This window comes from Anabaena sp. UHCC 0253 (assembly GCF_009712085.1).
Classification (GTDB): Bacteria; Cyanobacteriota; Cyanobacteriia; order Cyanobacteriales; family Nostocaceae; genus Dolichospermum.
Window position 1 is genome coordinate 462,140 of sequence record NZ_VILD01000004.1, and the last position, 21,439, is coordinate 483,578.

A 21,439-nucleotide genomic window follows, 5' to 3' on the forward strand; every position below is an offset into this window, starting at 1 on the left:
ATTTCACCCAAATCCCAATCATCTTCTAATATCAGATGATCCGCAATGAATTGTTCCAATTCTTGAGTTACCTGGGTAACAATCGCTTGAGAATTATTAGTCTTAAAGTCACGCACAACAACCTGAAATGATGGTGACTTTCCCTGCCAGTCATAGATATAAGTCCAATCTTGGTGGAAGTAGCCACCGAAAAATTGTTTGAGTTCTGGATAAAGCTTTTCATAGTTGATTTTGCTAATCCTATCCTGCATAATTATACTCATTACATCATTAAAGTAATGTTTTTATTTTTGCATAGTTTCCCCTGATCGGGTAATTGAGCCGATACGTTTGATATTTGTCATCTTATTTAACTCAACTGTGCTACTAACTGATTTTCTACTAAGGTATTATTTGTTAATAAGTCCTCTACAGTAATTCTTAAAAACCGTTGTTCGTCAATTTGAAAATAGATTTTAATCCGATCGCTTCCTGGAAATCCTGGTGGGCTGAGTTTGGCAATTTTACTTGCACCTGCTGTATCATTGAGGGGTTTAACAGTGGTGGTACGATTATCAATTTGACGAGTTATTAAGCGATCGCCATCAAAGTATACTTCTGTTCCGCCTGTTTCTGCTCCTAATTCCCCTACAATTAATTCAATACTGGGTTGATTTTCCATGGAAGCACCCAAAACTAATTCGACGGGTTGAGTCATGGGATAAGGTTGTCCAGTTTTAATAATCGGATGCCAACTATGGCGTTGATTACGGCGATCCCAATAACGGACACCATAGCTATGATAAAGATAGTCTTTGATTTCTATGCCTTGGGTAATTTGTAATGCACCATGAGCGATCGCTTCAAAAGGCAATTGACGACGAATTTTTTCTGGTTCAAAATATTGTTCTATCCATGTCTGCACGACTGGCAATTGTACTGTGCCACCAACTAATAATACTGCATTAATATCATCAATTTCTATTCCATAACGTCGTGCTTGCTGTAACAACGTCATCATCACATCATGGAGTTTATCAAAAAATCCATTTTCCTTGAGAATATTTTCAAAAGTTTGCCGATCTAGATCCATTTCATAACTTTCAAAAGTTTGATCATTAAAATAAACTTCACTCGCTTTATCTTGGTTTGATAGCTGAATTTTCACCCGTTCTGCTAGTCTTGTTGTCAGAGAACTTACTGGTAATCCTTGGGTTTTGGCAAAGTAATCTACTATCCAATTATCAATATCAGTTCCGCCTAGATTTTGCCCTGCTTTGGCTAACACACGGGCTGTTTTAATTTTTTGTTTAGAATCTTCCCCCAGAGTTTTCTCGCCCCATTTGAGGAGAAATCCTACGGGTTTAGTCTTGGCTTGTTTGATTTGATCTAGACTAACTAAAGATAAATCTAAAGTTCCTCCACCAAAGTCAATAACTAATAAAGTTCCTTGATCTGTTAAACCATATCCCAAAGCCGCAGCGGTGGGTTCATCTAACATCCGGATCTGTTCAACGGGTAATGATTGACAAACTTTCCCTAACCAGTGACGATAAGCTTCAAAGCTATCTACTGGTGCGGTTAAAACCAATGAATCTATTCCCCCTTCTAGGGGTGCTAATTCTGCAATGACTTTGGTTAAAAACCATTTTCCTATTTGTTCAAAGGTGATATTTTGGCCATCTAGTTCTGGTAAAAACCCTTGGATATCTGCACCGATTCCCCGTTTAAAACTCCGGAAAAATCTCGCATCGGTTTTTGTATCCAATCCGCGATCGCGCACCTGTTGTCCAGCTATAATTTTACCTAAGCTGGCATTTTCTACATAAACTAAGCTGGGAATCAGTGGAGGATTGAGAAATTGTTGCGTTGATAAACCAGGGAGATTCAGGGTTTCTGCTTGCTGGGTAACGGGATTCCAACGAGTGATAACTGTGTTACTTGTACCAAAATCAATCGCAATCGGCATATTTTTCGATTATTTCAGGGAATCGGGGACAGGGGGCAGAGGAAGCAGAGGGGCAGGGGTGCAGGGGTGCAGAGGGGCAGGGGTGCAGGGAGAATATGTTTTCTACTGACAACTGACTACTGACAAATTACCCATTACTAGAATAGACTATATTACTAGCACAAGACAAAGTAAGTTAATCAACTATTAAAAATACTTGAAAAGCCTATTTAATCTGCTTTATTAATTATTAATTTTTAATTCTACCCTGCGGTACTAGCAACTTTTGTGATATTAAATCTGTCAAGGTGTAAAATTTACCCAAATATCTATTTATGTCTTTTGACGCTAAAGGTATTCCCGGTTTACCTGATTTAACACATCCCCAGGAATTGGTGCAGTTTGGTTCTCAATTACTCCAAGGTTCACTGTTATTAGTATTTTTAATTGTAGCCTTGGGTGTGGCGATCGCTTTAATTAGTTTTTCTCTGCGAAGATATCCGACAGAACAAGCGGTTTTTTTTGGACAATGGTCAATTCGTTACTCCCAATTATTGCAGGGATTACAGCATTTAGCTCTAATTTTAATTTTGTTAGTAACGGGCTTTTTTCTGTGTTCAACTTTAAGCAATCGTTACCATTATTGGGAACAGGCAAAAGTGGCACAAGTTGCTGCTACTGTAGCTGGTGATAAACTTGAACAATTTGCGCCCCAAGTCCGTTACATTACCGAAGAACCTTATGTTTATAACACGCAAGTTAACGGCAAAATAGTTAAAGTTAATGATAAACAAAAAGTTACTCGTTATTTAGCTTTAGCTGGTTCACAAATTCAAGTTAAAATTAATCAAAGTGTAGATGTTCAAAATCGGAGTTCTATTTATCAAACAGACTACACTGCTGATTACAAAGTTATTAACCAATTGAGTGATATCAATAATTTTTACTTTGATGCTTCACCTCCTAATGGTTATTCACTATTAGCTAGTTATAAATTAGAACGTGATGGCACAAGATTACCACAAACAAATAACGATAATTATAGTTTTCCCTTCCGTTTAGAACCAGGGAAAGAAACTACTTTTAAAGTTACCTATCAAGCACAAGGTGGACCACGTTGGGTTTATAGTGCTACAAATCAGTTACTTTCCCAATTTCGGCTTGTAGCGATCGCTAATTTTAATAATGCCGATTTTGCTAGTGGGATTATTCCTAATAATATCAAAGTTGATGGACAAAGTACCCAATTTACTTGGACATTTGCCGAAAATGTTTCTGTGAAAAATCCTTTTGGTGTCTTTACTAGCACTAAACCAATTGGTAAAACTGGTATTCTTCCCAGGTTATTATTGTTAGCACCTGCTTTGTTTTTATGGTGGATATTACTTCTGTATCTATCCATAAATATGAGTTTAAAGAATGTCACTATTGCTGGCGGAATTTTCTTTGCTTGTTTACTAACTTTAACCTATACGGCACGGTTAATTAATGCTGAATTAGCTTGGATGGTAATTTCCTTAATTTTACTAGCTTTAACCTATGGTTTAGGTGCAAATCGTCGTGTTTCTCTAGCAGCAATTATTTGTACTATTGCTGGAGTTGTGTTACCTGTATTTGGTTTATTAATTCCCTTCACTGGTTTGACTTTGAGTATTGCAGCTTTACTTTCAGCGGTATGGTTAGCTGTGCTGCATTGGTATGGTTGGTATGATTTAAAGAAGGGAACAGGGAACAGGGAACAGGGAACAGGGAACAGATAAGAACCTGTAGTTGCTGAGTTTAAAGTTCAGTCAAAAAAAAGATGCGTAGCACGAAAAAAACCGTGTAATTATTTAAATCTCATGTTTTTAAACATGAGTTGTTTCTGTGAAAAAGAAAATTAACCTCCTGCTAATTCTTTTTTTCTAAATAAAGCCCGATATACAGGTTCACCTTTTTTCTGAGTTGCTATTTCCCTTTCTGTGGGTACAGAGAGGGGATTTTCTGCTAACCATGTTGTTGTTCCTAACTTTTCAAAAGCGGGATTTTCATAAAAGCGATCGCACATTTCTGCTGCTACAAATTCTATATCCGATTGCAGGAAAACAACACCACCCACTGTTAAATATTTCTCTAATTCTTTCACTAATTCTGGTTGAACTACTCGACGTTTTGCATGACGATTTTTAAACCAAGGATCAGGAAATTGAATTGTGATTCTTTGTAATCTTCCTAAAGGTAAAGTTGATAATAACGAATCTAGGGAATTATTCACATTTGCAAATACATAATGCAAATTTGTTAAACCCATTTCGTCGCGGATTCTATTTGCTTCTATTACTAAAGGTTCTCGAATTTCTAAACCTAAAAAATTCCAATTTGGTTCTATTTCTGCCATTTTGAGGACAAATCTACCTCTAGCACAACCAATATCTAAATGTAGAGGTTGATTTGGCTGGATATAAATCTGATCCCAGTCTGGAGAAGCGGTTGGGGTTTGGAACTTACTCGCAAGGGGGTTAACGTGTTGACGAACTCGAACAGGTGACAAAATTTACTCTCCTTAAAAAACAACAATTCCTAACAAATGTATACAAATATTATTAAGTCTAAATATTCCTACACAGGTATACATAGTAAGAGTTATACTTTGAGAAAAAGAATCTTTGCAACTTTATTTTTAACATTTTCTTAAATCAATGAAACTCAATTTTCGTTTTGCTATCGTTAGCGACTTACACATTGCGCTTCCTCAAACCATCTGGGATCATCCTAGTCGGTTTCATTTGGTAGAAGTGAGTATTCCGGCTTTTGATAGTGTATTAGAACATTTAACACAATTAGATTTAGATTTTCTGTTGATCCCTGGAGACTTAACCCAACATGGTGAATCAGCAAACCACACTTGGTTAAAAAACAGATTATCTCAGTTACCTTTTCCATCTTATGTTGTTCCTGGTAATCATGATGTCCCTGTTTTAATGGCCAATGAACAATCAATTGCGTTTGCAGATTTCCCTAGCTATTACCAAAAGTTTGGTTATGAAAATCCTGAACAACATTATTACAATCGTCAAATATTCCCAGGAGTAAGATTGATTGGTCTTAATTCTAACTCATTTAATGATCAAGGTCAGCAAATAGGACGGTTAGATAGTCAACAATTCCAATGGTTAGAAAAGCAATTAGCAGCCATTGAGGATGAATTAGTTTTAGTAATGATCCATCATAATGTGGTTGAACATTTACCGAATCAATCACGTCATCCGATGGCAAATCGTTATATGCTGGAAAATGCTGCTGAACTCCGGCAATTATTACAACGTTATGGAGTAAAGTTAGTATTTACAGGACATTTGCACGTTCAAGATGTTGCTTGTTCTGATGGAATATATGATATTACTACTGGTTCTTTAGTTAGCTATCCCCATCCTTATCGAGTATTAGAATTTAATCGAGATGAATGGGGGAGAGAATGGTTACAAGTTGTTTCTCATCGAGTTGAATCAGTACCAGATTTTCCCAATTTACAAACATTATCACGACAATGGATGGGCGATCGCTCTTATCCTTTCCTGATCAAATTATTAACTTTACCACCACTAAGTTTACCACTAGCACAAGCGCAAACACTAGCCCCCGGTTTACGAGACTTTTGGGCGACTATTGCTGATGGTGATGCCATGTTAGACTATCCCCACTTCCCTATCAATGTCCGTCGCTACATTGAAGAATATAGTGCCATTAATGATGGCAAAACAGCGTTAATTGATAACCACAGTACGCTTTTGATTGGTAAATAGGTGATTGGTGACTTGCCCTGAGCGTAGCCGAAGGGTTGGTAATAGGTGATTTTCTTTCTACTAACAACTAACAACTGACAACTGACAACTGACAATTGACTCCTATTCCCTTAAAGAACGACAAATGGCAAAAACAGAAGTATAACCATGAAGGAACGTTCTGCCACTTACAGGACCGATTTCACCACCGCAGAAAAAGCCACCCATTGGCACATCATGGAGATAGCTGCTAAATAGTTGAGAATCAAAATTAGGTTTGCCATAAAGTCCTGTTCCCCTGCCTAAACAAGTAAACATTAAAGCCCCTAGAGGAGAAGGTTCACTGACATTTTGATTTTGATATTCTTGCAGTAAAATTTCTAAATCTTCTGCTGATGCTTTGGCATCCCGCAAATGAAATTGTAACCTTTGTCCGGGACGAATGCGATCGCCAATTGCGATCGCCCCAGCAGAAGGATCTACTCCCAAAATATTGCGAATCAAAAAATCACCCGAATGTAAATTTAGCCTAAACTCATCCATTGCTAAACCCACAAACAAAGAATGCTGTGCTAGAGTTCTATCTTCTTCACTCAAACTACTAATTAAATCCCGCAATACCACCAAGGGGACTTTTTCATCCAACTCAACAATAATATTCCTTTCAGCTTTGGTAACTTGCAACGGTTCACCAATGGGACGACATCCTTGGGCAACAATAGTATCTAATACAATATTGCCACTCAACGCTATACCTACCGTCCCTTCTCGATACAACTTATCATTACAAAATAACCCAACCCGACCATTCATAAACCCGCTGCTGGCTTGTCCCCCCACAACCACCGAACCAGGATAGGCAAAATCTAAGCCCTGCAATAAATCATTCGTTCCTGAAGCAAAAGGACTAGACAATAAAATAAACTGGGGTACTGGTGACGGTGGTACACCCACTAAATCAATCCAAGCAGTAGGGGAACTATCCGAATCTGGCAATTCTTCTGCCAGAATATGAAAAGGTTTGATCTCCACACCAGGAAGATGAGCTAAAGTCAGACTTAGGGCTGGTTCTGATTCTATTTCTTCAGTTTCTCCTGTCTGTTTTTTCCCAATTACACCCCCAGCACTACAACCAATCAATATAGGTACAGAAAGTTTCTCTGCCAATAAAGGCAAAAGTCGGGAATATTCACTCATAAAAGCCGAAGAAATGAATACCAGCCCTAAATCCGCCGGTGCGGTTAATGATGCAACAGCTTGTTCTACAACATCGTTAATAGCCGCTTCTAAGGAAGGACGGGTTGATAGGGCATTTGTCCACTGCATTCGATCTGGCATGAGTTTTCAGCTTCTTTCTGTATTCAGGTTAGTTGAATATTTTAACTAACTTTGTCACTTGTTGATTAGGGAAGAAGGAACAGTGAACAGGGAAAAGTGAACAGATAAGGAATACAGAGATTTTTCTTTGTTCCAAAAATGTTAAATTAATTTTGCTCAGGTACATATAAACACCTATTCAAACACAGGAGGCCATAATTCAGAAATAGCAATTTCCCAACCAGGAAATAATTCAGCTACGGTTAATTTATCATCTTCTGTTAATAATGTAATTTTCTCATGAGGACGATAAACAGTAACAGTTAATTCATCAGGATTAATTAAAATTCCTACCTTTGCACCTAATTCTAAAAACAATTTGAGTTTATCTTCTAATTTAGAAACTCTATCAGTTTTTGATTTAATTTCTACTACTAAATCAGGAACTAAATTACCAAAATCTCTCACAGTACGTTTTAATCTTTGGGCGGATACAAAGGAAACATCAGGAGCGCGTAAATCAGTATTCGGCATAATAAACCCACCACTGGAGTCAAATATTCGCCCTAATTTACGAGGTTTTATCCAATTACCTAATAATCTAATCAATTCAGCACCAATTTCACTAGATTCTATATCCGATGGACCCATAATTAAAATATTTCCTTCTTGTAGTTCTATTTGATAGTCTTTATCATCATCTTTTAATATTTGTTCTATTTTTTCTAAGGTGTCAATTGTGAGAGTCATATAATTTTCATCTCCAATGATATTTGTGATGATTTAATATTATAGCATATTTATTCAAATGCCCGATTTCTTTAAGAAGTCGGGGATCTGGTTTTTGTTATTGCTGTTTTACCCATTGTCGAAACTTCCTTAAAGTGGGACTTCTTCCAAGAATACGACTTTGTTCAACAAATTGGGGAATTATTTCTGAAATTGGTAAATTAGGAAAATTAGGACTAATTTCTGATTCTATATATTTACCATTTTGCAAAATATTAATCTGTAACTTATCATTTTCATATCGCCATACTTCGGGAACTGCTAAAGCTAAATAAGCATCTAATTGTGTTTTGGAAGTAACATCAATTTCTATAACTAAATCAGGAGGAGGATCAATATTTAAATCAATTTTTTCTTTACCAATCATCTGTACATGATTTTTAATATAAAATGAATCATCTGGTTCTATTCCACTATTCATATCTTGACGTTTAAAGGTGGTTGAACCAAAACATTCACAATCAATTTCTAATTCCTCTAGAATTATTTTAACTAAATCTCCAATAATAACTTTCGCTACTTCATGCTTAGGTAACGGCATTTTAATTTCTAAATTCCCCTGATGATAAGCTAATCTACTAGCACGATTTTCTCCTAATTCTGTTAATATTTCTTCAAATTCCTGCCAAGAAATATTGTGTAATATAATTCTATGTCCTGGTGGTACTGTTAATTGCCTTATTTGTATTGTTACCATATTAGGAAAGCTGGTAAGGTGATTAAGTAAAAGATTCAGAAATAATTAATACTGGTTTCTCAACCTTTCTTTTTTCTCCTTTTTGGACATTAGATCCGTCTAAACTATATTTCTGAGTTATTTTATCAAGTTCTAAAATAGCTGTATCTAATTTTAACTTTTTCTTTTGCAACTTGTCAGCTTCTGAAATTAAATTTCTAACTTAGAGGATTAAAACTGCTTTAAATACGGGTTAGTATCCTCAATAACGCGAGTAAGTTTCGCTCATTTGGTAAAACGAATACCTGTATTGCGAATTGTTAACAAGACTTTAGGAGTCTGTTCAGAATGACATGACGCTATTGGCAAATCTTCCCCCACTTTCTATAATATTACTTTTTAAGGCAATAGATAATTGTCGCAATTTTTCGGGAACTTCTGCTTGAGGTAAGTTGGCTAAATGTACCGCGTGTCTTTGGATGTTTAAAGCGTCAGTTAGACGGGTTTCGTAGTAGGAAGATGCAGTTTTCCAGTCCCTTTTGTAGATACTCCTTAAATGCGGTTAAATTTTTCTAAACCAGATACAGATAAATATTTCAGACAAGCTATTTTTCTAACCTCACCTTGTGCATTAACAGGAAGATTTCTCTTTAAAATATATGGAACTGTCTTTCCAATCATTTCTTCAGCATTGTCAATTTCAATACTGACATAAACTTCTCTTTGTTCGCTAACATTTATATAATCTTCGTCGGTTGTTTCTAGAAGTTCTGAGATTTTCTTTGCTTTATAAGTATCATCTGTACATAGAAAATATAAAGAATTATCTATGAGTTCTTTTATATATTCAGAATCAATTTGATCATTTTTTCTGACATTTTCTAATGCCAATGCTGGCAATGCTGGTACAATAAGACATAAAGCCACAGGTCTAGTATCTTTTTGCTTTTGATATGATTTATGTGATACTTGAGTTTCTGCAAAGTATTTTGCTTTTTTTCTACGTTTATTTTTAGTATTATTATTGATGTACTTTATATACGTCAAAGTTGCTACAATTAGAGATCCTATTACTACAAGATATAATTTCATATCATTCTTCTCCACATATTAACAGGCTTACCAAAACTTTTTTCAGAGTTAATTATATTATCATTAAAAATTAATTATTCACTTTCCAATATTTTCCTAAGCTAGAAAATTTTTCAGCTAAATCTTGAGCTTTTTCTTGCATAGGTAGCCAGATGTTTCTTTGTTTTTCATAATCTAGCGTCTTTTCTTGGTGTGCTTTATTGAGTCTTTCTTGATATCGGTCAATAATATCATTCTGGATTTTATCCACATCTTGTTTTAGAAAATCAATCCGTTGTATGATCCAAATTGCAAATTGCTTGAATCTTTCTTTTTCGTTATCTCTAGCCTGCATTATCCAACCTCCTAGTAAATCTTCTGTGCTAGGTAATTTAGCATTATCACTAGATCGTTTTTCATATTCTATCTCATAAAATGTTTTTTTCCCTAACCATAATTTATACCAAACTCTTTTTCTCCTTTCAACTTTTATTTCTTCTTGCCAAGTTCCTTGTGTAATAGCAAATTCTGTTCTAAAGTGGAAACTAAATGTAAGTTTACAATCAACTTGAGTAAGTTTTGATTCAGGGAATTTAAAATAAAACATATTAGGTGCAATATTATTTGCTTTCTTTTCAAGATAGGATAAATTACACCGGAACAACTCAGATACAGCGTGTTCAATTCTATCTATTTGTTGTTTAGTTATTTGCTTTATCACATCTTCTATGATAATGTTCAGATGGATAGATAAGTTATTTAATTCCTCATTAATTGCTTTAAGTTTATTTTTTTCCTCTTCTGTTCTTGCTTCTATTGTTTTACCTTCTTTAGCAACAGAATCTGTGTAACCTAAATTAACCAAACGGTTTAAGTTGCTTGCTAGTAAACTAACATATTCAGCTTTTGCTTTTTTTAAATTCGGATTGTCTAAGTCTACTTTGCCAGTTTCTAAAGACCTTGCTACTGCATCCAAAACTAGGTTGATGCCTTTTTTAAATTCAAACTCCCATGAATGAAGTGGAAATAATTTTTCTTTTAATTCGTTATAAGGTTCTTTACTTTGGAGTTCTCCAATCTTGTTTCTTAAAGGAGACATTGGATCATCATTACCTGGTTGTGATTGTTCTGTTATTCTTTTTATACTGGCATTTAGTTCTTCAAACGGTTTCTTCAAGTTTGTGTTACTGTCTTGCAAAAAATACTTAAGTGATAATCTAGTGTCTGATATTTTTCTGCATTCCTGCTGATAGTATACTTCTGAACTATTAAGAATAGCTGTTGTTATTTGTGTTGCCCATTCTGCGATTGCATTTCCAGCAGCAATATTAAAACGATCTATCATTTGGGGAATTACTAACTGCGGAAAATGTTTATTAATATGCTCCCTTAAATTATGATGAAATTCCTCTGCATAAGATTTCTGCCATAATGCCTCAGCAACTCTATTTTTATCGTGGCTATTCCATTTTTGTGTGTTACGTGGCAAGTCTTGTAATATATCTTCAATTAATCCATTAAAATGGTTATCCGCTTTTTTACAAGCATCAGCAGTATAAATATAATTTGGAATTTGCAAAGATAATAAAGCAGGCCATGTACTCAATTTGACTACTTTTAAATTTTCAATCTCTTCTGTGTATTCTCTTAATTGATCAGTTAATTCATTTTTAATACTACGAATAGCTTTTTCAACAAACCGAGTTTCTGATTCTGGCCAGCTTCTATCTGCTCTAAAAACATCAATCTTATTTAGTACGAAAAGCATCCGCGCTGGAGAACCACCTAAATCTTTTACCTGCTGTACAACCTCTTGCAATAAACTTTTTACTTTCTGAGAATCTGTTTCCGCACTATTATAAGTAACTATACATAAAGCCTCTCGACATTGTTTAATAACATTAGCATTACCTTGATCACCCACATAAGCTAAACCAGGTAAATCAAGTATTCTGACTCTTGTTCCTTTTGGTAATTGTAACTGAGATTCTTTTAACAGTCGAAAAGGGTAAGAAATTGTAGATTGTGGACAGGCTAAATTTGGTTGTGTTTCTCTGTTTTCGATATAACTTATCATTGCTTGATAAAGACGTTGATAAATTTTATCGTCACTAATTCCTCTCCATTCTCCACACTCCCATAATGCTCCCGGTGTTTCGTGAATGATCAGAGATTTGTCTTTACTGTACTCAATAGTCACAGCCCCAGCACTCATTTCACTCACTGCAACCGGGACTATTTCTGCTCCACATAGCAAATTTACTAAAGTGCTTTTACCGCTACTTGTAGTCCCTGTTGTGGCTAGGGTAAGAGTAGGATTTTGCAATTCGTAAATTAGCTGAGTTAAGGCTGTTTCTAAGTTGTTAGATAGTTCTTGAATTTCCGGCTGATAACTCTCTGGTAAATGCTGAGATATTTCCGTGTGAAAATTATTCCAGTATTGAGCCAGTAGCTTGGCTTTAAACTCGATTTCTTCAAATACCTTATATACTGAGTTACTCATATTGCCAAAATCCATACTTGGTTTTGTTTAGTTTTGTCGGTCAATGTCTAAATATTATTACATAGTATACTTAGAATGTACAATAAAACAAGTCAAAGCAAAATCCAGTATATTCACAATACCTCTACCCCAATTTTGTGACAAGTTTAGTCAACTTTGATCATTGAAGCAATAACACCCTTACATCTCAAAAGAAGAGAGCGTCAATTCTCCAAGCGTACCGCACACTTTGATAATGGGTGATTAGACATCTCCGATAATGTAGAGACGTTCCATGGAACGTCTCTACAAGGGTTCTAGGATACGCATATTTAAATTCGGTCGTTGTCTATTAGGAAAAATGCTGCTTCTTCCCTGTCACCTCATTTAAAATTGCTCTAAATACTGGTTTATATCCTCAATAACGCGAGTAAGTTCCGCTTCGGTTGTCAGACGAATACCCATATTGCGAATTGTTAACAAAACTTTAGCTGCGAAAGGAGTAGGCCAGATATTAGGATTGCAGAATATTTCTATAAATACATCCCCAGTGTAACGATACTCTAAAGAGGGTTGGGGACTGACTTTACCTGTACCTGGAGTTTTACTAGCAACAACTTTGAGACTTTTCATCAATTCATCTATTGCTGCTTTTAATTCTTGCGCTGCTTGGGGTGAAAAACTGACGGAAACAGAACCTTCTACTAAATTCAGTGTGAGAGGGACAGAAGACATAAGCTACTTATTAAAAATTATTCGTAATTATCTATATTACCGGAAGATGTTCTCTACAATCTTTCTAAATTCTGCAAAGATTCCTAAAACTGAATTTTTGGATTTTAATTATAATTAATCTCAATAAAATCTAGATTATTATCAGGTGATAAATCTATTTTTCGTAGGTTGGGTTAAGGAACGCAACCCAACATTTCTGAGATTTTGTTGGGTTTCACTTCGTTCTACCCAACCTACAATTTTCTACGAACTAAGCGGATTCAGTGATAAAGAGATAAATTCTTAATTAGCAATTTTTTAGATATTTACTATATATTTATTCTGAGAAATAAATACCTATTGTTGCTACAGTAAGAGATAAAGAAAATAAGTTCTCTATTCCTTTTTTTCATAAATCACAATTATAAACATAATGACTTACGATAATCGCTCGGATGTAAGACGAGTTTTAATTATTACTCTGTTACTTAACGTATTTGTGATGGGGTTAAAAGCCCTTGTGGGTTATTGGACAGGTTCTTTAAGTTTGCTTGCTGATGCTTTACATAGTGTGACTGATAGTGCCAATAATATCTTAGGATTAGTTGCTATTAAGTTTTCTTCACCTTTACCAGATCGGGAGCATCCTTATGGACATAATAAATTTGAAGCTGTCGGTGCTTTGGGTATTGCTGCATTTTTAGGAATAGCCTGTTTTGAAATTCTGCAAGGTGCAATAGAAAGAATTCTCAAAGGTGGTGAACCTGTAAGAATATCACCTCCAGAATTATGGTTATTACTTATTGTTTTAGGAGTAAATATTTTTGTAGCGTTTTATGAACGGAATGTGGGGAGACGGGTAGGTAGTTCCATTTTAATTGCTGATGCTACACATACCATGAGTGATGTTTGGGTGACAATCTCCGTTATCGGTGGTTTGATTGGCGTTTGGCTGGGTTATCAGTTGTTAGATGTGTTACTAGCTTTCCCTGTCGCTTTATTGGTATTTTGGAGTGGTTGGTCAGTATTAAAGGAAAATTTACCTTGGCTTGTGGATCAAATGGCGATCGCTCCGGAAACAATTCATGCGATCGCAGTTTCTGTCCCTGGTGTAATTAACTGTCATGATATCGCTTCTCGTGGTGTCATTGGTCGTCAAGCTTTTATAGAAATGCACTTAATTGTTAATGCACCAGATGTAGAAACGGCTCATCACATTACAGAAGAAGTTGAACAACAACTAGAACAACGTTTTAGTCCCGTCAGGATTTTAATTCATGTTGAACCACCTGCATATCAGTCTGAACATATTACTTTTGAATCTCAACAAACTTAAATAATTAAAAATTAAAATATGAATAATCACCTTTTACCTATTTCCGAATATACACCAGAACCCATAAAATTTATTGGCTTTACTCAACCTCATGGAGTCTTTTTAGCCATAAAAGAACCAGAATTAACTATTTTACAAGTTAGTAACAATACATCCCATTTTTTGGGTTTTCCTCCAGAAGATTTACTCAATCAGCCTTTAAGTAAATTTATAGATCAGGAGCAAATTAATGTATTTCTAGATTATTTATCTCAACAGGATTTACAATCTAGTAATCCTATTGAATTTACTATTAACGTCAGGGATGAAAATATAGATTTTGATGGAGTTATTCATCGCAGTCAAGACATATTAATTCTAGAATTAGAACCTACTCTTTTAGATAAAAGTAAGGTGTTTTTTAAATTTTATCCTTTAATAAAATTAGCTGTTTCTAAATTAAAAGGTGCTGATAGTACACCTCTGATCTGTCAAATTTTAGCTAAAGAAGTCAGAAAAATTACCGGATTTGATCGGGTAATGTTATATAAATTCGATGATGATGGACATGGTTATGTAATTGCTGAAGATAAATTAGACAGTTTAGAAACTTATCTAGGACTACATTATCCCGAATCCGATATTCCTCGCGTAGCTAGAGAACTCTTTACTTCTAACTATACCAGATTAATACCTGATGCTAATGCTAAACCAATAGAAATTATTCCCTGCCATAATCCAATTACAAATCAGCCCACAGATTTAACTAATTCGATGTTAAGAAGTGCTTCACCTTGCCATATTCAATATTTACATAATATGGGTGTTGCAGCTTCTTTGACTATCTCCTTAGTCAAAGATCAAAAACTTTGGGGCTTAATTGCTTGTCATCATCAATTACCTAAATATCTCCCTTATGAAATTCGTAGTGCTTGCGAAATTTTGGGACAGATGACATCTTTAGAATTGGCAAACAAACAAGATAATCAAGATAGTGAATATAAAATACATTTAGCATCTATTCAATCTAAGTTAATTGAATATATGTCAATAGATAAAAACTTTATTGATGGTTTAATAAATCACAAAATTAATATACTTAATTTAGTTAATGCCCAAGGTGCAGCAATATGTTTTGATGGAGAATATATTACAATTGGCAATACTCCTGAACAAAAGGATATTCAAAAGCTGGTAGCATGGATCAATCAAAATCTACAAGAATCAATATTTTATACTAATACGCTATATCAATTTTATCCTCCTGCTGAAGAATTTCGGAATTTAGCTAGTGGGTTGTTGGTAGTTTCGATTGCTAAAAGTCAGAAAAACTATATTTTATGGTTTCGTCCAGAAGTGTTACAAACGATAGATTGGGCCGGAAATCCTTATCAACCATTACAAATTATGGAAGATGAAGGGATACCATTATCACCCCGTAAATCTTTTGAACTATGGAAAGAAATAGTTCAATTAAAGTCACTTCCTTGGAAATCCTGTGAAGTAAATGCAGCGTTAGAATTGAGAAATTCAATTATTGGTGTGGTTCTGCGAAAAGTAGATGAATTGGAAGTATTAAATCGGGATTTAGAACGTAGTAATAATGAATTGGATGCTTTTGCTTATATTGCTTCCCATGATCTAAAAGAACCATTGCGAGGAATTCATAATTACTCTAATTTCTTAATTGAAGATTATGGTGAAACTCTCAATGAAGATGGCCAATCAAAATTAAGAACATTAATTCGTTTGACTCAACGCATGGAAGATCTAATTGATTCACTGCTGCATTTCTCTCGCTTAGGGAGAATAGATTTATCTATGCAGCAAATAGATTTGAATAAAATTTTAGATAACATTTTAGATTTGTTAAGTCCTCGGATTGAACAGGAAAAAATTGAAATTCGGATTCCTGAACCTTTACCAAAAATTTATTGCGATCGCGTACAAATAAGTGAAGTATTTAATAATCTCATCGCTAATGCCATTAAATACAATGATAAAGATGAAAAATGGATTGAAATTGGTTATTTGCCAGAAACTAACCCATTACAATTCTACGTCAAAGATAACGGTATCGGCATTAAAAATAAACACTTTAATACCATTTTTCGCATTTTTAAAAGACTACATGGACCGAGTAAATATGGTGGTGGAACAGGTGCAGGATTAACAATTGTTCAGAAAATTTTGGAAAAACATGATGGTAAAATTTGGGTAGAATCAATTTATGGTGAAGGTACTACTTTCTATTTTACATTGCAAGGTGATGAAGTACAATAGTCATCAGGTTTTCAAAACTTAATATTGTTTTAATTATTCTAGCAACGCTAATATAATAAACTTTCAGAATTATTAAATCATAATTCTATAAAAAAAATAATTAATAATGACCTATTACAAATTACTTGTATAATAGAAACTAATAATACAAATCTAAATCAAAACAATAATAAATGATTGGCAACTATACCAAACCTTTTTTAGTAATTGAAGATAGCGATGAAGACTTTGAAGCTTTTTCTAGAGTTGTTCAACAACAAGCAGTTGTCAATCCCATTTTTCGTTGTACTGATGGTGATGATGCACTAGATTATCTATATCGCAACGGAATTTATCAAGATTTCAATTCTTTCCCTCTCCCGGCAATTATTTTACTTGATTTAAATTTACCAGGAACAGATGGTAGGGAAGTATTAAAAGAAATCAAGGAGGATGAATATTTAAAAACAATTCCTGTAATTGTCTTTACTACTTCTTCTAACCCCAAAGATATTGAAGCTTGTTATCAATATTCTGTCGCTAGTTATATTTTGAAACCAATAGATATTAAAAGATTAATAGCCACTATTCAAGGCTTCATTAACTATTGGCTGGATCTTGTAATTCTTCCTGAACCTATTAACAAATAATTTTATTTCTCCAAACGTACTGCATACCACTGTAAATATTCTCCTGGTCCAACATCTAAATTACAACTTGTATCGAGCAAATATTGTGCTTTTTCGGTAACAGACTCCAATTTTTGCAAATCTGGTGGTAAATCTTCATCAGAAAGTTGTGATAAAGTTTTTTCTAACTTTGTTAATAACTCAGCCGCTGTGAGAAATTGTTCTGGTTGATTTGTTTCTAAAACAACAAAATCATCCTGCTGATACATTAATGGATTTGGCATTTTTGGTAATTGGTGATTGGTGATTGGTAATTGGTAATTGGTAATTGGTAATTGTCAATTGTCAATTGTCAATTGTCAATTCTCTACGATGGATATACTGGCAAAGTAAAATGAAACCATGCACCACCGAGGGGAGATGAATCTACCCAAATTTGACCGTAGTGGACACGGATAATGCGTTGACATAAACAAAGGCCAATTCCATATCCTTCTGTGTTTTGATCACGTTGGAGACGGAAAAGATTTTCAAAAATACGATCGCGGTTTTCTTCAGGAATACCAGGACCACTATCACCAATACTAAATTGAACTTTTTGTGTAGTGCGATGCAGTCCCGCTACACTAATAATGCCACCCACAGGTGTATATTTGATGGCGTTATCTAAAAGATTCGTTAGCACTTGCCGAATCCGCTCTGGATCTACATATACATAGGGTAAATCTTGGGGAATATCTGTTTCTATAGTTTGAGATTTGGCAATGTAGCGATCGCTCAATTCTTCTAATACCTCTAAACACAGTGTTCCTAATTGTAACTTTTGTGGTATAATCGGCAATTCTGTATCTTCACCACGTCCCACTTGTAACAAATCAGCAATCATGCGATCAATAATCCGTGTTTGGGTGCGAGCTTGTTTTAATAGATGCAAAGCTAGTCCTGGCTTCAGACGTTGGAATGCTCCTATATCTGGATTGTAATTAGATTGAAGAGTTTCCAGAGCGATCGCTGCCGCCGTGAGAGGATTACGAAGATCATGCGCCAAAATCGCAATCACTCTGTCTTTAAACAGTAGCTGTTCTTGAAGTTTCTCTTTTTCTTGCTTCAGACGAAAAATTTCATCTGCAAGTTGAATCAATTCCGCCGAAGTAGCAACAGAATGAATGGTAGATTTAGGCAAGATCACCTGACTGGTTTCATCCTCAACTTCTCGTAAATCTTCCTGTAATTTTAAAAAGGTGTCAATGGCAGTTTGCCAGCGCGGCCACCAAGTTTTTAATTCCGGGATGATATTAGTACCAGCAATAGTTTGTTGGGGTTCTGGATGAATCTTGACTAAAGCAGGAGTTGCTACTAACTTAAAGTGTTCGGCTAAATAGGGTTGTTCTCCAACATCAATAATTTGTAGTTCAAAACTATACCCAGTCTCTAATTCTTTTAAGTAAGCGCGAATTCGTTGCACTTGTTGACGGGACTTAGGTCGTCCATCTACAAATAGCAACAGTTGGAGTGGAGCTTCAGAATATATAGGCTGATCCTGGGAAACTTGCATGACATCTTGTTTCAGCACTGGTAACAACCTGGCGACGCTTTACAGAAAGTAAAATGGACTGACGTTGGTTGATGGTCGTTGTTTTTTCTAATTTAATATCTATTTTAGATTCTTCCTACCGTAATCCGATCTAGGTTTTTGATATGAAAGGAATTGTTTTCGGAATCTTGCTGCCTTTTGCCCTTACTTTTATACCGATTAGGCTTCTAGCTCAGGAATTACAGCCCCCGACCGATCTAAGTCAAAATCCGGATTTGCAGTCAACAGAGGATAGTTTTTATACTACAACTGCTCGGTTAATCCAGCAGCAAAAAAGATTAATTGCCCGGATGGAAGAGGCTTTTAACTCACCAGATGCTAATAAAATGATATCTGTACGAGGACAATTAATTACCCAGACTATTCAAATAGAGGGTTTTCTCAAACGTCAGTACCCAAATTCTCAAAAATTATGTAATTCCCAAGGGAATTTTTCAGATTTTTCTTCTTTACCTATTCAGTTCAATGAGTCAAGAGCGCAAATTTACTGTTCTTTGTTTGCGTCTAGTCAGGAATTGTTTAAACTACGCCCAATCATAGATCGGTTATTATCTCGACGGGGGGAAATAACTCTAGTCAGAGAATTACCCTTAGTTTCCGGGGAACGACAATTAGATCCTGTACTTCCTATCGCTCCTGTAGTGCGTCCTAACTTGAACAAACCAGCAATACCGCTTGATAACAGAGAACCAAATTTAACTACACCTCCTTTAGCAATTATTGGTAGAACCCAAAAAACAGCTATAGCTAATTATGTACCGCCAATGCAACCGGCGATCGCAGTACCAATAGAAGCATTGAATCATCTCCAAACTGCTACTCAATTCTTGCAAACAGCCCCAGGAGCATTTCCCAGTCAGCAGCAAGCTTTTACGGCATTAAACCGCTTGAATGATCGCACTAATTCCCCAGAACAAAAAATTTACGCTAACTTTCTGGAACTACCTAACACAGGTATGGTTAAGGTGTTACCTAATTCAGCTTACCATCGTCAGCCGAATACTGTTCAGAATCGCTTAGAAGCTAATATTAACGGTTATCCTTTTTCCTTGGGAATTGAGACTAAAGGCAGTTTTGTTCCCAGTTTACCACTTCAGGTAGTTGGCGAAAACTTTCAATTAGTTCCTGAAAATATAGATTATGGCTTTATTGTTGATGTCGGTGATCTCGCTTTAGAAAAATTGGATGGGAAACTGGCAGTTCTCAACCAGTCAACAAGAGATTTTTTCCTCAACTACCAGCCACCCAAAGAGTTAGAATCTTTACAAATAGATAAACGCCGCTTTGTGACGGGTAAAAATCAGAACTGGAATCAACCCCAAGTCATCTTAACTGGTGCAAAAGCCCAATTAAATCGTACCTATTTAGTGCGATCGCTCCAATTCCAACTTCCAGACATTATTTTAAATAATCAACCCATAACCCGCCGTAATAGCCGCGCTAAACAGCAATTATCACAAGTTCCTAGTAGTGATATCATCATCGCCTTCCGCCCCGTTCGCAGTCATCTAGATGGCAGTTACACCATCCTTTGGCGTGTTCTTAACCAACTACCCGCACCGCAAATTGAAGATTTAGAAAAATACGTCCAGTAGGGGCAAACCCCCTGTGGTTGCCCCAAATACCGGGGTAGGCACGGGGGCGCTACCCCTACATTAAATACCATCATAGCCCCTCCTCGCCTGCGGGGAGGAGGTTGGGGGTTGGGTTGAACACAGTGAAACCCAACAGAACCAATGATTGTCGCTAAAGTGGAATAACGGAAAGCTGGAAACTGGGAGATTGTGCTATAATTTGTCAGTGATTACATTATCAGAGATTTTATGATAACATTGCAAGAAATTATTAATTCATTAGCAAATTTGTCAAAAGAAGATCAAGATTTTCTATTTGAAACACTCCGCAAAAGAAGAGAAAAGGAAACTAAGCAAGTTAGAGTTCATTCCTTACGAGGGAAGTATTCTAATTTAGCTACAAATAGTGATGATTTTGCAGATAAGAAACAGGCAGAGATTGCTTTAGAAAATTAGCAAGATGAATATTATTTTAGATGCTTGTGCTTTAATTGCTTTTTTCAGAAATGAGCTAGGGGCAGAAATTGTAGAAAACTATTTATCTGATAATCACTATATTTGCATGATTCATGGGATTAATTTATGTGAAGTTTATTATGATTTTCTGCGAACGGGAGGAGATGCAATTGCAGATGCTCTTGTTGAAGATGTGCAATCTTTAGAACTGGTTATTCGAGATGATTTGACTATCAGTTTTTGGCAACAGGTAGGAGGTTATAAGGCAAGTATCAGAAGAATCTCTCTAGCAGATTGTTTTGCATTAACTCTGGCTAATCGAGAAGGTGGTATTTTAGTTACTTCAGATCGTAAAGAGTTTGAACCTGTTGTTCCTCTTAATATTTGTCAAATTAATTTTATTCGTTAGTTTATCTAAGGTGGTGCAAAATTAAAGGGTATATTTCTGACGTTCAGTTGCTAGAGCTTTTATAGTAAGTAGGTAGGTGGGAAAACTTATAACTATGTCATTGCGAGTGGAACGGAGTGGAACGCAGCAATCCCAAGAGTTTTGGGTAATTTACAGTTCGTTACATAGTTGGGTTAATTAGCATCTACCTACTTATAGTATGGAAATAATCAGGTTATTATTGCCTTATGAACCAACCCATTCCTACAATTAATACACGACTTCTTGACTCTCTGACTCAAATTATCCTTTCACTTTCTCAAGAAGAATATCAAATCTTAGTAGAAAAAATTCAATACTCTCGACTAGCTGAACACCAGAAAACACAAAATATTGAATTCTTAAAACAGGATATAGCCACAGGTATTCAACAACTCCAAAATGGTGAATACACAGAATACGATGAAAATAATTTATCTACTCT

Annotated in this window: 20 protein-coding genes; 9 read left to right on the forward strand and 11 right to left on the reverse strand. The window is 35.5% G+C overall.

Annotation, left to right across the window (positions count from 1 at the left end; all coding sequences use genetic code 11):
- Positions 1–263 (reverse strand): contact-dependent growth inhibition system immunity protein (locus tag FJR38_RS13755; RefSeq protein ID WP_217360023.1); only part of this gene is annotated, 263 nt, incomplete at its 3' end.
- Between the two features lie 86 nt (positions 264–349).
- The gene (locus FJR38_RS13760; protein WP_168537599.1) at positions 350–1,948 is read right to left on the reverse strand and encodes an Hsp70 family protein; all 1,599 of its coding nucleotides are present in this window, start codon (positions 1,946–1,948) and stop codon (positions 350–352) included.
- Between the two features lie 314 nt (positions 1,949–2,262).
- Between FJR38_RS13760 and FJR38_RS13765 the strand changes: the two genes are divergently transcribed.
- Entirely contained in the window at positions 2,263–3,687 is a 1,425-nt protein-coding gene (locus FJR38_RS13765) for a UbiA family prenyltransferase (protein ID WP_168493881.1), read from the forward strand.
- A gap of 119 nt (positions 3,688–3,806) precedes the next feature.
- Here the strand turns inward: FJR38_RS13765 and trmB are convergent, their stop codons facing one another.
- Positions 3,807–4,457: a tRNA (guanosine(46)-N7)-methyltransferase TrmB gene (gene trmB, locus FJR38_RS13770; RefSeq protein WP_168493883.1), complete on the reverse strand. Its 651-nt coding sequence runs from the start codon at positions 4,455–4,457 to the stop codon at positions 3,807–3,809.
- Positions 4,458–4,605: 148 nt separating this feature from the next.
- On the opposite strand from trmB, the gene FJR38_RS13775 reads away from it, so the two are divergent.
- Positions 4,606–5,709 (forward strand): metallophosphoesterase, encoded by a 1,104-nt coding sequence (locus tag FJR38_RS13775; RefSeq protein ID WP_168537601.1) that lies wholly within the window; start codon positions 4,606–4,608, stop codon positions 5,707–5,709.
- A 102-nt stretch (positions 5,710–5,811) separates the two neighbouring features.
- Here the strand turns inward: FJR38_RS13775 and FJR38_RS13780 are convergent, their stop codons facing one another.
- From FJR38_RS13780 to FJR38_RS13805, 6 genes are all read right to left on the reverse strand, one after another.
- A complete protein-coding gene (locus tag FJR38_RS13780) occupies positions 5,812–7,026 on the reverse strand; it encodes an FIST N-terminal domain-containing protein (RefSeq protein ID WP_168537603.1) in 1,215 nt (404 codons plus the stop codon).
- 174 nt (positions 7,027–7,200) lie between these two features.
- Positions 7,201–7,755, reverse strand: a complete 555-nt coding sequence (locus tag FJR38_RS13785) for a Uma2 family endonuclease (RefSeq protein ID WP_168493889.1) — start codon at positions 7,753–7,755, stop codon at positions 7,201–7,203.
- 97 nt (positions 7,756–7,852) lie between these two features.
- Complete coding sequence (locus FJR38_RS13790) at positions 7,853–8,491, reverse strand: Uma2 family endonuclease (protein WP_168537605.1); 639 nt, start codon at positions 8,489–8,491, stop codon at positions 7,853–7,855.
- A gap of 531 nt (positions 8,492–9,022) precedes the next feature.
- Positions 9,023–9,562, reverse strand: coding sequence for a hypothetical protein (locus FJR38_RS13795; protein ID WP_168537607.1), 540 nt, complete (start codon positions 9,560–9,562; stop codon positions 9,023–9,025).
- 70 nt (positions 9,563–9,632) lie between these two features.
- Positions 9,633–12,059: a dynamin family protein gene (locus tag FJR38_RS13800; RefSeq protein ID WP_371418202.1), complete on the reverse strand. Its 2,427-nt coding sequence runs from the start codon at positions 12,057–12,059 to the stop codon at positions 9,633–9,635.
- A gap of 351 nt (positions 12,060–12,410) precedes the next feature.
- Positions 12,411–12,758, reverse strand: a complete 348-nt coding sequence (locus FJR38_RS13805) for a hypothetical protein (RefSeq protein WP_168493897.1) — start codon at positions 12,756–12,758, stop codon at positions 12,411–12,413.
- Between the two features lie 412 nt (positions 12,759–13,170).
- Here FJR38_RS13805 and FJR38_RS13810 point away from each other — a divergent pair, with 412 nt between their 5' ends.
- The 3 genes from FJR38_RS13810 (at position 13,171) to FJR38_RS13820 (ending at position 16,964) form a co-directional block, all read left to right on the forward strand.
- On the forward strand, positions 13,171–14,073 hold the full coding sequence (locus tag FJR38_RS13810; protein WP_168537611.1) for a cation diffusion facilitator family transporter: 903 nt from the start codon (positions 13,171–13,173) through the stop codon (positions 14,071–14,073).
- Between the two features lie 18 nt (positions 14,074–14,091).
- A complete protein-coding gene (locus FJR38_RS13815; RefSeq protein ID WP_168537613.1) occupies positions 14,092–16,335 on the forward strand; it encodes an ATP-binding protein in 2,244 nt (747 codons plus the stop codon).
- A 173-nt stretch (positions 16,336–16,508) separates the two neighbouring features.
- Complete coding sequence (locus FJR38_RS13820) at positions 16,509–16,964, forward strand: response regulator (RefSeq protein ID WP_168493903.1); 456 nt, start codon at positions 16,509–16,511, stop codon at positions 16,962–16,964.
- 2 nt (positions 16,965–16,966) lie between these two features.
- Here FJR38_RS13820 and FJR38_RS13825 read toward each other — a convergent pair whose 3' ends face one another.
- On the reverse strand, positions 16,967–17,227 hold the full coding sequence (locus tag FJR38_RS13825; protein WP_168537754.1) for a chlororespiratory reduction protein 7: 261 nt from the start codon (positions 17,225–17,227) through the stop codon (positions 16,967–16,969).
- An 83-nt stretch (positions 17,228–17,310) separates the two neighbouring features.
- Positions 17,311–18,516 carry a histidine kinase gene (locus FJR38_RS13835; protein ID WP_371418204.1) on the reverse strand — a complete coding sequence of 402 codons (1,206 nt, stop codon included), beginning with the start codon at positions 18,514–18,516 and terminating at the stop codon, positions 17,311–17,313.
- A 236-nt stretch (positions 18,517–18,752) separates the two neighbouring features.
- Here FJR38_RS13835 and FJR38_RS13840 point away from each other — a divergent pair, with 236 nt between their 5' ends.
- The 4 genes from FJR38_RS13840 to FJR38_RS13855 form a co-directional block, all read left to right on the forward strand.
- Positions 18,753–20,132: a hypothetical protein gene (locus tag FJR38_RS13840; protein ID WP_371418205.1), complete on the forward strand. Its 1,380-nt coding sequence runs from the start codon at positions 18,753–18,755 to the stop codon at positions 20,130–20,132.
- Positions 20,133–20,360: 228 nt separating this feature from the next.
- A complete protein-coding gene (locus FJR38_RS13845) occupies positions 20,361–20,567 on the forward strand; it encodes a hypothetical protein (protein ID WP_168493909.1) in 207 nt (68 codons plus the stop codon).
- A gap of 4 nt (positions 20,568–20,571) precedes the next feature.
- Entirely contained in the window at positions 20,572–20,976 is a 405-nt protein-coding gene (locus tag FJR38_RS13850) for a PIN domain-containing protein (RefSeq protein ID WP_168537617.1), read from the forward strand.
- 227 nt (positions 20,977–21,203) lie between these two features.
- Positions 21,204–21,439: hypothetical protein (locus FJR38_RS13855; protein WP_168537756.1), on the forward strand; the 236-nt coding region annotated here is incomplete at its 3' end.

Excerpts from the sequence above, each read along its gene's own strand:
- FJR38_RS13760 (WP_168537599.1), bottom strand. The coding sequence starts at position 1,948 with ATGCCGATTGCGATTGATTTTGGTACAAGTAACACAGTTATCACTCGT.
- FJR38_RS13765 (WP_168493881.1), top strand. The coding sequence starts at position 2,263 with ATGTCTTTTGACGCTAAAGGTATTCCCGGTTTACCTGATTTAACACAT.
- FJR38_RS13775 (WP_168537601.1), top strand. The coding sequence starts at position 4,606 with ATGAAACTCAATTTTCGTTTTGCTATCGTTAGCGACTTACACATTGCG.
- FJR38_RS13780 (WP_168537603.1), bottom strand. The coding sequence starts at position 7,026 with ATGCCAGATCGAATGCAGTGGACAAATGCCCTATCAACCCGTCCTTCC.
- FJR38_RS13785 (WP_168493889.1), bottom strand. The coding sequence starts at position 7,755 with ATGACTCTCACAATTGACACCTTAGAAAAAATAGAACAAATATTAAAA.
- FJR38_RS13790 (WP_168537605.1), bottom strand. The coding sequence starts at position 8,491 with ATGGTAACAATACAAATAAGGCAATTAACAGTACCACCAGGACATAGA.
- FJR38_RS13795 (WP_168537607.1), bottom strand. The coding sequence starts at position 9,562 with ATGAAATTATATCTTGTAGTAATAGGATCTCTAATTGTAGCAACTTTG.
- FJR38_RS13800 (WP_371418202.1), bottom strand. The coding sequence starts at position 12,059 with ATGGATTTTGGCAATATGAGTAACTCAGTATATAAGGTATTTGAAGAA.
- FJR38_RS13805 (WP_168493897.1), bottom strand. The coding sequence starts at position 12,758 with ATGTCTTCTGTCCCTCTCACACTGAATTTAGTAGAAGGTTCTGTTTCC.
- FJR38_RS13810 (WP_168537611.1), top strand. The coding sequence starts at position 13,171 with ATGACTTACGATAATCGCTCGGATGTAAGACGAGTTTTAATTATTACT.
- FJR38_RS13815 (WP_168537613.1), top strand. The coding sequence starts at position 14,092 with ATGAATAATCACCTTTTACCTATTTCCGAATATACACCAGAACCCATA.
- FJR38_RS13820 (WP_168493903.1), top strand. The coding sequence starts at position 16,509 with ATGATTGGCAACTATACCAAACCTTTTTTAGTAATTGAAGATAGCGAT.
- FJR38_RS13825 (WP_168537754.1), bottom strand. The coding sequence starts at position 17,227 with ATGCCAAATCCATTAATGTATCAGCAGGATGATTTTGTTGTTTTAGAA.
- FJR38_RS13845 (WP_168493909.1), top strand. The coding sequence starts at position 20,361 with ATGATAACATTGCAAGAAATTATTAATTCATTAGCAAATTTGTCAAAA.
- FJR38_RS13850 (WP_168537617.1), top strand. The coding sequence starts at position 20,572 with ATGAATATTATTTTAGATGCTTGTGCTTTAATTGCTTTTTTCAGAAAT.